Raw genomic sequence first — 10,765 nt, forward strand, 5'->3', positions numbered from 1 at the left:
CGGCCGACAGCGGCAGCCCGGCCAACGCCAGTTTCACTGCCGCCAGGTGCTCGGCATCGGGACGGCTGAGGCCGGCATGCTCTATCAGTGGCAACGCAACGTTCTCGGTGACCGTCAGCGAGGAAAACAGCGCGCCCTTCTGGAACAGCACGCCGAAGCGCCGCTCCACCAGCGACCGCTCGTGTTCCGACAGGCTCGGCAAGTTCTGCCCGAACACCCGCACCTGGCCTTCGCTGGGCTGGCGCAAACCGATGATGCTGCGCAGCAGCACCGACTTGCCGCTGCCGGAGCCACCGACGACGGCGAGGATTTCACCCTTGTACAAGTCCAGGTCGAGGTTCTCGTGCACGCTTTGCGAACCAAAGCGGTTGCACAGCCCGCGGACTTCGATCACCGCCTCAGTGGGCGCACGGCGTAAACGACTCACCAGCCCATCTCCATGAAAAACAGTGCGGCGACCGCATCCAGCACGATCACCACGAAAATCGATTGCACCACACTGGAGGTGGTGTGGGCGCCGACGGACTCGGCGCTGCCGCTGACCTTGAAACCTTCGAGGCAGCCGATGGCCGCGATAAGGAACGCGAAGATCGGCGCCTTGACCATGCCGACGAGGAAGTGCTGCACGCCAATGTCCGATTGCAGCAGCGACAGGAACATTGCCGGCGAAATATCCAGGGCCACGGCACACACCACACCGCCGCCGATAATGCCCGAGAGCATTGCCAGGAACGTCAGCATCGGCAGCGCCACCAGCAAGGCCAGTACGCGGGGCAGCACCAGCAACTCCATCGGGTCGAGGCCCAGGGTGCGGATCGCATCGATCTCTTCGTTGGCCTTCATCGAGCCGATCTGTGCGGTGAAGGCACTGGCAGTGCGGCCGGCCATCAGGATCGCGGTGAGCAACACGCCGAACTCCCGCAGGAAGGAGAACGCCACCAGGTCCACGGTGAAGATGCTCGCGCCAAAACTGGCCAGCACCGTGGCACCGAGAAACGCCACCACTGCGCCCACCAGGAAGGTCAGCAAGGCCACGATGGGGGCCGCGTCGAGGCCGGTTTGTTCGATATGCGCAACCATGGGCGTCACGCGCCAGCGCTTGGGCCGGAATACGCCACGGGCGAAGGTTTCGAGGATCAGGCCGATAAAGCCCAGCAGTTTCATGCCGTCTTGCCAGACGGTGTAGACCGCGCCGCCGATGCGCGCCAGCAACATGATGCCGGCGGCTTCTTCGGGTTCCTTGACCGGCACACAGAAGTCGTTCAGAGAGCGGTAGACGGTTTTCAGTAACGCGCGGTCGGCGGTCGAGAGGCTGCAGTCGGTCTGTTCGGCGGACTGTTCGATGCGCTCGGGGCCGAGCAGTTCCACCAGCAGCGAGGCGCCGGCCGTGTCCAGGGCGCCGAGGCCGTTAAGGTCGATACGTGCGCCAGCGTCGTACTGGCCGTCGAGCTTTTCCGACAGCTTCTTCAGGTTGGCATAGTGGGCAAGCGTCCAATCCCCTGTAATCCTCAGCAATGGAGGCTGGGTGGACGTGTCCAGATGGGCTGCACCGGCCGTTGTGCTACTGGTCATAAGCTCCGAGCTTGTTTGGCTATTCCAGAATTCCTACGTAATAGCACGATCCTGCCTACTTTGGCGCGTCTGGCGTTGTAGCGCCCTGACCGGGGTCAGTCACCTTGAAGCGCAACACGCCGATCACTTGGCCATCTTCGGTCAGCACCCGTACCTGCCAGCGTCCTACCGAGTCGGGGGGGAAGTTCTGCTTGTGGGTCCAGGCCCGATAGCCTTCCTTGCGCCCACCATGGATGTCCAGGGCGATGCGGTCGACTTCCTTGCCGTTGAATTTCCACACATGGTAGATCCGCTCATCCAGGCCGCGCGGCGCGTTGATCGCGGTGTAGGCATACAGCCCGCTGCTGCGCAGTTGGGCGGCGCTGACTTCTTTCAGGTCATCGCCGGGCGTGCGGTCCTGCAATTGGGTGCTGATGGCCACTTCGGTCATCCACAGCGTAGCGGGCGGCACCCAAGTGCGCAGGAACCAGCCGGCGCAACCAATCGCTGCGGTAACCCCCAACAGCATCGCCCAGCCCTTGATGCTACGCAGCGGCAGGCTCACGGCCAGGCTCGGGATAGAGAGCGCCATCGCCACGCCGAGGGCCAGTTTGTAACTCTCGGCGGTGGTCAGGTGCAGGATGATCGGCAGCGCGGTCAGCAGGGCTGCGAACAGGGTCAGGGTGTGCAGTGCGAGAAACAGCGAGCGCTTGGGTGCCAGCCACTTGTAGTACAGCGGGTCGGTGATGGAGACCAACGCCGCCGCGCCCAGCAGGCCGGTAAAGATCGACTGGCCGCTGTTCCAGGTGGTGGTGACAAAAAAGAACGGCAGGACAAAAAACAGGCTTTCCTGATGGATCATCTGCGTGGCGTAGCGCAGCAGCGGTTCGGGGATTTCCCGTTTGAAGACTTTGCTGAACAGCTGGGTGAGGCTGTTTTCGAGCATCAGCCATAACCAGCTCACCAGCATGATGATCGCGATCCAGCTGGCCATGCCTTGCTGGCGATCCACCAGGATGAAGCTGCCCACACCCGAGATGAAACCGCCGAGTGCAATCACCCCTGGGTAGCGCTTCATCAGCTCGAGGATGCGCTGGATGGTGTGGGTCAGGATAGGCATTCGGCAGTTCACAGTCTTTGTAGGAAAAATCCCAGACAGAATAACGTTTTAGCCGTTTTCTCGGGGCCCGATTACGCAATCCCTTTGCGATAACGCCACACGCCTAGTAACACAATCGCAATCAGCCCCAGTGCGCCTGCGGCGATCCAGTTGAGGCTATCGTAGCTGAACAACGGTTTCTCGATGCGCCAGTAGCCGTTCTGCTTGAACAACTCGCGCATGGCCTGGTTGGCTTGCTCCAGGCTGACGGCCTTGATGCGCTTGGCCGGGTCGCTGAAATGCCCTTTGGCGTAGTCGCCCGAGGCACTCCAGTAATAGTCGGCCAACGCGCTGTTGCCTTGAACGGCCCACGCCTGGCGGGCAATGGCGGCTTGTTGCAGGCGGGCGAAGGTGGCCGGGTCGAGGCCGTCCTTGAGCAGTTGGGCCCTGAGGGTTTCCAGCACGTGCTCGGCTTCCGGCAGGTTGTCGCGTTCAAGGTCGGCGTTGAGGCTCATGAAGCCGACGCCGCCCAGCACTTCGCGCTCGCTCCATGGGCCATAGGACAAGCCGTGCTGCAAGCGCAATTGACGATACAGCGCCCAATCCAGGTAGTCCTTGAGCAGGTCGAAGGTTTCATCGTACTGGTCGTCCAGCACCGGCTCGGGGAATAACCAGTGCAGCTTGGCGTTGTCACCGACCCAGCCGTGGATCAGGTCGCGGCGGACGGCGGCGGCGTGTTGAATCTCCGGCAACGGGCGATGTTCGCTGGGGTCAACCGGATCCAGTGCGCCGTAAGTGCGTTCGAGATAGGCCGGCAGCAGCTTGTCGAGGTCGCCGACGATGATCAGGGTCATGTTGTTGGGGGCGTACCAGGCCTTGCGCAGCTTTTCCAACTGGTCGCGGGTCAGGTGCTCGACTTCGGCCCGCTCGGCGCATTTGAGCCCCAGTTCGACGGCAAGCTGACTGCTGGCCTTGTGGCCGAGGTCCTGGCGGTCCAGCAGCCGTTGCAGGTGTGAGTAATGGCCGCCGTCTTCGCGCTCCACCACCTGTTTGGCGGCATTGATGTTGGCGTCGGTCAGTTGGGTGCGGGTGATGATGGCCAGCAGCAGGTCGAGCACCTTGCGCTGGTTCTGCGCCGGAGCCTCGATGACGAAAGTGGTGTCGGCATTGCTGGTGTAGGCGTTCCAGTCGCCGCCGAGGGCTTGCATGCGTTCTTCCAGTTCACCTTCGCCGCCACCGTCGATCCCGCTGAACAGTAAATGCTCCAGCAGGTGCGGCAGTTCCTTGTCTTCGCAACTGAAGTCATCCAGGCCCACACCCACCACCAGGCGGATTGCCACATGGCCGCGTTCGGTGCCCGGCTTGAGCAGCAATTGCAGGCCGTTGGGCAGGGTGTAGCCCTCGACTTGCAGGCGGTCAAAGGCAAAGGTGTGTGCCGAACCCATGAGCAGGCAGGCGAATAGCAGGCGACGCATAACAGGCTTCCTGGCGAGTGAGGTCCGTTGTTAACTGACTTCACTCGCCGTCGTACGTTCAGGGCGAATGGGTGATGTCGGCAATATCGTCTGCCGAGAGGGCGCCGGTGTCGGTGGTTTCCAGCACCACATAAGCGCTGCTGCAGAACAGCGAGTTGAGACGCTTCATGTCGGCAATCAGCTCCAGGTGCAAGGAACTGGTCTCCAGGCTCTGTACGATTTTACGTTGCAAGCGGCTGACGTGGGCGTGGGCCAGGCGACGCTCCTGGGCGCGGAAGCGGCGCTTTTCCCGCAGCAGTTGCCGGGCGCTTTCCGGGTCGGCACTGAGGAACACCGAGAGCCCCAGGCGCAGGTTGGCGATCAGTTGGGTTTGCAGGCCCGCGAGTTCCTCCAGGCCGACTTCGGAGAATGAACGGCGCTGGGAGGTCTTTTGCTGCTGGACCTTGCGCAGCATGCGTTCGATCAGGTCGCCGGCCAGTTTCAGGTTGATCGACAGTTCGATGATCTCGGCCCAGCGTCGGCTGTCCTGTTCGCTGAGGTCTTCCCGGGGCATTTGCGCGAGGTAGAGCTTGATCGCGCTGTAGAGCGCCTCGACATCGTCGCTCAGGCTGCGCATTTCCTGGGTGATGGCGGTTTGCTTGCCGCGCAGCACCTCCAGCATCGAGGTCAGCATGTTGTCGATCAGGTCGCCCAGACGCAGGGTTTCGCGGGCGGCGTTGGCCAGTGCCAGGCTTGGGGTGGCGAGTGCTGCCAGGTCCAGGTGGCGCGGCTTGGCCAGGCCGTTGACCTCTTCGCGTTCCGGGAGCAACCAGGCGCACAAGCGGGACATCGGGCCGATGGTGGGCAGCAGGATCAGGCAGCGAATAACGTTATAGAGCAGGTGGAAGGTGATCACCATGCCTTGGGCGCTGTAGTCCAGGTTATCCATCCAGCCGACCAGCGGGTCAAGTACCGGGATGATCAGCAGCAAGCCGATCAGCTTGTACAGCAGGCTGCCCAGGGCCACCTGGCGCCCGGCGGCGTTCTGCATGCTGGTGCTGAGGAAGGCCAGCACGCCGCTGCCGATGTTGGCGCCGATCACCAGGCCGATGGCCACGTGCAGGCCGATCACGCCGGCACCGGCGAGGGTCGCGGTCAGCAGGACGGCGGCCAGGCTGGAGTAGGAAATCATCGCGAACAGTGCGCCGACCAGGGCATCGAGCAAGATGTCGCCGGTCAGCGAGGCGAACAGGACCTTGACGCCCTGCGCGTGGGTGATCGGGCCCGCGGCTTCGACGATCAGTTGCAGCGCAAGGATGATCAGCCCGAGGCCGATCCCGACACGGCCCATCTGCCCGGCGCGTGTCTGTTTGCGCGACAGGAAGAAAATCACCCCGAGGAAAATCAACAGCGGCGACAGCCACGACAGGTCAAAGGTCAGCACCCGGGCCATCAGCGCGGTACCGACATCGGCACCGAGCATGGTCGCCAGGGCGGGCATCAGGCCCATCAGGCCCTGGCCGACAAACGAAGTCACCAGCATCGCCGTGGCGTTGCTGCTTTGCACCATGGCCGTCACCAGGATGCCGGCGATAAACGCCAGCCAGCGCTTGGACATGTTCTGCCCGATGACCTGGCGCAAGTTGGAGCCGTAGACCCGCAGGATGCCGGTACGGACGATGTGCGTGCCCCAGATCAGCAGGGTTACCGCGGAAAGCAGATTGAGCAGGGTCAGCATGCTGGGCCCCCTGTGTTGAGTCGTGCTCCAATCGGAGCAAGTGAATAGTGCCGCGTGCCGTTCTACGTCTTGTACTTAAGCTGTAGTTGGCGAATGGGCTCGGCGCCAGCATCGCATAGCTAAAGTCGGGATTGAAACAAAACTGTCATGAAATCAGCTTTTTGCAGATGAAAAAAAGGGGCTCTAAAGCCCCTTTTTCAGCAGCGGGTCCAGGTTATTGACCCGGAATGTCCTTGCGCAGTTTCACAGGGTCCTGCTGTTTCTTCTTTTTCGCGATGGCGGTACGCATCTTGATGTTCACCGCTTCAACCGCCAGGGAGAACGCCATGGCGAAGTAAACGTAGCCTTTTGGCACGTGAACGTCGAAGGCTTCGGCGATCAGCACGGTACCTACCACCAGCAGGAACGACAGCGCCAGCATCTTCAGCGACGGGTGTTTGTCGATGAAATCGCTGATGGTGCCAGCGGCCAGCATCATCACGAGTACGGCGACGATGATCGCGGCCACCATCACCGGTACGTGGGAAACCATACCGACGGCGGTAATCACCGAGTCCAGGGAGAACACGATGTCGATGATTGCGATCTGGATGATGGTGTAGATGAACTTGCCACCGGCGCCCTTCGGCTCGTCGTGGGTTTCGTCTTCACCTTCCAGGGCGTGGTACATCTCCTGGGAGCTTTTCCACAGCAGGAACAGGCCACCGAAGAACAGGATCAGGTCGCGGCCGGAAATGCCTTGGCCGAACACCACGAACAGATCGTCGGTGAGGCGCATGACCCAAGTGATCGACAGCAGCAACAGGATCCGCGTGACCATCGCCAGTGCCAGGCCGAAGATCCGGGTACGCGCCTGCATGTGCTTGGGCATGCGGCTGACCAGGATCGAAATCATGATGATGTTATCGATGCCCAGGACGATCTCGAGGGCCGTCAGGGTGAAGAAGGCAATCCAGATTTCCGGATTGGTCAGCCATTCCATGTGTATTCCTTTGAGCGAGTGTTAGACCGCGCCAGCCTTAAGAGCCGGCGCAGTGAGTTGTACGATTATAGAGTGCTGAACAGCGGAAAAATCCCCATCAGCAAAGCGGCGACCATTATGCACAGGCACACCAGCACCGCCCACTTGAGGGTGAAGCGCTGGTGATCGCCAAATTCGATACCCGCCAGGGCTACCAGCAAGTAGGTCGATGGAACCAGTGGGCTCAACAAGTGCACAGGCTGGCCAACGATCGAGGCGCGGGCCATTTCCACGGCAGTGATGCCGTAGTGGCTGGCGGCTTCGGCCAGTACCGGCAGAACGCCGTAGTAGAAGGCATCGTTGGACATGAAGAAGGTAAACGGCATGCTCACCAGCGCGGTGATCACGGCCAGATAAGGCCCCAGCGCGTCAGGGATGACGGCCAGCAGGCTCTTGGACATGGCATCGACCATGCCGGTACCGGACAGGATGCCGGTGAAGATACCGGCGGCGAAGATCAGGCCGGTGACCGCCAGGACGCTGCCGGCATGGGCGGCGATCCGGTCTTTCTGCATCTGCAGGCACGGGTAGTTGACGATCATCGCGATACTGAAGGCCACCATGAACAGTACCGGCAGTGGCAACAGGCCGGCGATCAAGGTGCACATCAGGGCGAAGGTCAGTGCGCCGTTGAACCAGATCAGTTTCGGACGGCGGGCGTCCGGGTATTGCGAGACGCTGATTTCGCTGTGGTCGATTTCATCGCCTTGCAGGTGCAGCTCGCCCAGGCGTGCCCGTTCGCGCTTGCCGTACATATAGGCAATCACCAGGATGGCGACGACGCCGGCGGCCATGGCTGGAATCATCGGTACGAAAATATCCGACGGGTCCACGTGCAATGCACTGGCGGCGCGGGCGGTCGGGCCACCCCATGGGGTCATGTTCATCACTCCACCGGCGAGGATGATCAGGCCGGCCATGATCCGCGGGCTCATGCCGATGCGCTGGTACAGCGGCAGCATGGCGGCCACGCAGATCATGTAGGTGGTGGCACCGTCTCCGTCCAGTGATACCACCAGGGCCAGTACGGCGGTGCCGACCGAGACCTTCAGCGGGTCGCCCTTGACCAGCTTGAGGATCTTGCGCACGGCCGGGTCGAACAGGCCGGAGTCGATCATCAAGGCGAAATAGAGGATGGCAAACATCAGCATTACGCCGGTCGGCGCAAGCTTGGTGATGCCCGCGAGCATCATCGGGCCGATCTGCGGGGCAAAGCCACCGAACAGCGCGAACAGGATCGGTACGATGATCAGGGCGATCAGCGCAGACAGGCGCTTGGTCATGATCAGGAACATGAACGTGATGACCATGGCAAAGCCAAGGAAAGTCAGCATAGGAATACTCCAGGCGTAGCGCGGCTAGGGAATGGCGAACCGGTTGGGTCAGCGCAGAACGAAAGGCACGAGGCGTACGGGTGGAGTCGGGGCAAACAGGCGGGTACGGGCGGACATCGGGAATCACCATTGTTGTTGTTAACAACCGGTCTGTTGCCGGTAGTGGTGGGCGATCCTAGTCCCGGAAGCTTTCAGCCAGCTTTCGCTTGAGAAACGGGCTACGTTGAATGGACGACTGGTCCTGTGTGAAATAAGCATGTGGGAGACAGAGCATGCATGAGCAACACCAAGGCGGCTGCCATTGCGGGCGGGTGCGTTATCAGTTCAGCGGGGCGTTGGTGGATATTGCCCACTGCCACTGTTCGATTTGCCGACGGGTCAGCGGCGGCTTGGTGACGACCTGGATCACCCTGCCCCGTTCCGCGTTCGCCTGGGTGGCGGGAACGCCGGCGCAGTACGAATCTTCGCCGACATGCGTGCGGTATTTCTGTTCTAACTGTGGGGCGCATTTGGCGCTGGTAACGCAACTGAGTGCCGAGAGTATCGATGTGACCATCGCAACCCTGGATCACCCGGAGCTGGCCCCGGCAGATCGGCACATCTGGGTAGAGAGCCGATTGCCGTGGTTACACCTGGATGAGCAACTACCGGAAGAAGCCGGAGAAGCGCTCTAGGGCAGTTCGAACCCGCCGGAGGCTTTGTGCAGTGCGCGCAAGTGCTCGCCTAGCTGCTTGAGGTTGGCTTCACATGCGGCAATCTCCGCCGCGCGGGCCGGTTCCAGCAGCGCCCTCACCTCTTTGTCCAGATCGCCGGTCAGCGACTGCAACTGCTTCTGGCGCGCGGCGCTCTCTGATTCCAGGCGTTTGGATTCTGTTGGTTGTGGCAAGCCGTAACCGCTGGTGCCCAGCAGCTCTGCCGGGCGACTGAGGAAGCCACTGTTGGCGAGGATCTGCTGCAACGTCGCGTTGGCCTTTTCCATGCCGCCGTTCTTCAGCTCGCGGGCGCCAAGGTAGCGTTGCTTGACTTCATCCTGGGCCAGCATGAGCTGCTTGCGGAAGCTCGCCTGTTCCAGCAGCAACAAGGCGGCGCTGGCGCGCAGGTCGGCTTCGGCGAACCATGGGCGGCGCTCTTCGGCACTCAGTGACAACCAATCCTCCACTTCAGCCTGTTTGATCGGCAGGCGCTTTTTCAACACCTCGAACATCGCCTGGTAGCGCTCGCGGAAGGAGTCGAAGTGATAGCCGAGGCGCAGCGCGCGTTTTTTGTCGTCCAGCACACTGGTATCGGCCAGGCCTCGGCCCTTGAGGACTTCCAGCAGGCCATTAGGCGTGATGTTGTCCAGGCCGGTCAGCTGCGGGTTGGCGCTGCCGCTGCGTAACAGTTTCAGGCTCTCGACTGCGCAGTTGTTGGAGATGAAGAAGTAGTTGCCGTCGTAGCTCCAGTGCATTTCGGCGGCGTGTTCGACGGTGTCGTTGATCTCCTGGCGCGTGAGCTTCAACGGCACCGACGCCAGGCCGCGCAGCTCGGTCTTGGTGTACTCGTCAATGACCTGAGACAGCGGCAGCACGAACAGCCGCGACGGGTATTTGCCGATCAGGCCGTCCCAGCTCGACAGTTGCACGTCACCGACAAACGCGCGGTAGGACAACACCAGGTGCTGGTCCAGGTCCAGGCGGCAGTCCGGGCCCCGTGGCCGGCCGGGGGCGCAGATCACCAGGCGCAGCATGCTGTGGCCCCAGCGACTCACGAGGTTCTGGTTGGCTTCGGCCAGCAGGTAGTCGATTTCGTAGACCCGCTCGGGGTCGACCTGGCCCAGTGGAGTCTTGGCGAAGTCGTTGCCGGCGTTGAGGAAGGCGTAGGTTTTGGCACAGGTGTCCTTGGCGGGCGGCGCCCAGCCAAAGTGTTCCTTGTAATAGCGGTACAGCGAAGGCCGGCGGCAGGCATAGCTCGGGTCGAGGAGGAAGTACTCCATGTTGACGGCGACGAATTCCAGCGGGCTGGTGGTTTCGTAGATGTCCGGGCTGCGGGCGACCTGATGGTTGTTCTGTTCACGTTCGCCGCGACGGCCGACGTATTGCGGCCACCCGGCGAGGTCCAGCAGGCGTGGGTCATCGCTGAGGGTAAAGCGGCGGTCGTTCTGGCCCCGGCATTGATCGGGCAGGCCGATCAGGCCGGTGATGTTGTTCTGGCGGCTGCAACGCTGGATCAGCTTGCGGTCGGCGCTGGACCACAGGCGGGCACGGTCATAGATGTGGGTCAGTTCATGCAGCACGGTGGCGAGCATTTCCCGGCGCACGGTGCCGTGGGGGCGATTGGTTTTTTGCGTCGCGGCACTGCCGTCGGTAAGGCTTTCCAGCAAGTTGCTGTTGAGGTCCAGTTCGGACACCAGCGAAGCCTGGCCATAGGCGTTCTCGGGCATCTTGTCGGTCCAGCCGACGTCGATGGTCCGGTCCAGTTGCTCGATGAAGCGCGGCGGCAACGCCTGCATCGCTTCATCCAGCAATGCCTGGCTCGCCTGCTGCTGCGCCGGGCTCAAGCCATCGGTCTTGAGCCGCAGTTGCAGGGCGG

Annotated in this window: 9 protein-coding genes; 1 reads left to right on the plus strand and 8 read right to left on the minus strand. The window is 61.9% G+C overall.

The features are described 5' to 3' along the window. From HX846_RS23920 to HX846_RS23950, 7 genes are all read right to left on the minus strand, one after another. A partial coding sequence (locus tag HX846_RS23920; RefSeq protein WP_178966216.1) for an ATP-binding cassette domain-containing protein occupies positions 1 to 427 on the minus strand: 427 nt, incomplete at its 3' end. Beyond that, complete coding sequence (locus tag HX846_RS23925; protein WP_032899919.1) at positions 424 to 1,572, minus strand: ABC transporter permease; 1,149 nt, start codon at positions 1,570 to 1,572, stop codon at positions 424 to 426. The genes HX846_RS23920 and HX846_RS23925, both read right to left, overlap by 4 nt. Positions 1,573 to 1,627: 55 nt before the next feature. Then, positions 1,628 to 2,671, minus strand: a complete 1,044-nt coding sequence (locus HX846_RS23930; RefSeq protein WP_003214774.1) for a DUF5924 family protein — start codon at positions 2,669 to 2,671, stop codon at positions 1,628 to 1,630. A gap of 71 nt (positions 2,672 to 2,742) precedes the next feature. Next, positions 2,743 to 4,125: a pitrilysin family protein gene (locus HX846_RS23935; protein ID WP_003214772.1), complete on the minus strand. Its 1,383-nt coding sequence runs from the start codon at positions 4,123 to 4,125 to the stop codon at positions 2,743 to 2,745. Between the two features lie 58 nt (positions 4,126 to 4,183). Next, positions 4,184 to 5,842, minus strand: a complete 1,659-nt coding sequence (locus tag HX846_RS23940) for a Na/Pi cotransporter family protein (protein ID WP_003214770.1) — start codon at positions 5,840 to 5,842, stop codon at positions 4,184 to 4,186. A 214-nt stretch (positions 5,843 to 6,056) separates the two neighbouring features. Continuing rightward, a complete protein-coding gene (locus tag HX846_RS23945) occupies positions 6,057 to 6,824 on the minus strand; it encodes a TerC family protein (protein ID WP_003214768.1) in 768 nt (255 codons plus the stop codon). A 65-nt stretch (positions 6,825 to 6,889) separates the two neighbouring features. Beyond that, a complete protein-coding gene (locus HX846_RS23950) occupies positions 6,890 to 8,197 on the minus strand; it encodes a CitMHS family transporter (protein ID WP_003214766.1) in 1,308 nt (435 codons plus the stop codon). A 272-nt stretch (positions 8,198 to 8,469) separates the two neighbouring features. Here HX846_RS23950 and HX846_RS23955 point away from each other — a divergent pair, with 272 nt between their 5' ends. After that, on the plus strand, positions 8,470 to 8,871 hold the full coding sequence (locus HX846_RS23955; protein WP_008439652.1) for a GFA family protein: 402 nt from the start codon (positions 8,470 to 8,472) through the stop codon (positions 8,869 to 8,871). Here HX846_RS23955 and HX846_RS23960 read toward each other — a convergent pair. Continuing rightward, positions 8,868 to 10,765: DUF4105 domain-containing protein (locus tag HX846_RS23960; protein WP_178966217.1), on the minus strand; the 1,898-nt coding region annotated here is incomplete at its 5' end. The two genes, HX846_RS23955 and HX846_RS23960, sit on opposite strands and share 4 nt — an antisense overlap.

This window comes from Pseudomonas sp. K5002 (genome assembly GCF_013386655.1).
Taxonomy (GTDB): Bacteria; Pseudomonadota; Gammaproteobacteria; order Pseudomonadales; family Pseudomonadaceae; genus Aquipseudomonas.

Bases quoted from the DNA above. Each gene is read 5' to 3' on its own strand.
- HX846_RS23925 (WP_032899919.1), bottom strand. From the start codon at position 1,572: ATGACCAGTAGCACAACGGCCGGTGCAGCCCATCTGGACACGTCCACC.
- HX846_RS23930 (WP_003214774.1), bottom strand. From the start codon at position 2,671: ATGCCTATCCTGACCCACACCATCCAGCGCATCCTCGAGCTGATGAAG.
- HX846_RS23935 (WP_003214772.1), bottom strand. From the start codon at position 4,125: ATGCGTCGCCTGCTATTCGCCTGCCTGCTCATGGGTTCGGCACACACC.
- HX846_RS23940 (WP_003214770.1), bottom strand. From the start codon at position 5,842: ATGCTGACCCTGCTCAATCTGCTTTCCGCGGTAACCCTGCTGATCTGG.
- HX846_RS23945 (WP_003214768.1), bottom strand. From the start codon at position 6,824: ATGGAATGGCTGACCAATCCGGAAATCTGGATTGCCTTCTTCACCCTG.
- HX846_RS23950 (WP_003214766.1), bottom strand. From the start codon at position 8,197: ATGCTGACTTTCCTTGGCTTTGCCATGGTCATCACGTTCATGTTCCTG.
- HX846_RS23955 (WP_008439652.1), top strand. From the start codon at position 8,470: ATGCATGAGCAACACCAAGGCGGCTGCCATTGCGGGCGGGTGCGTTAT.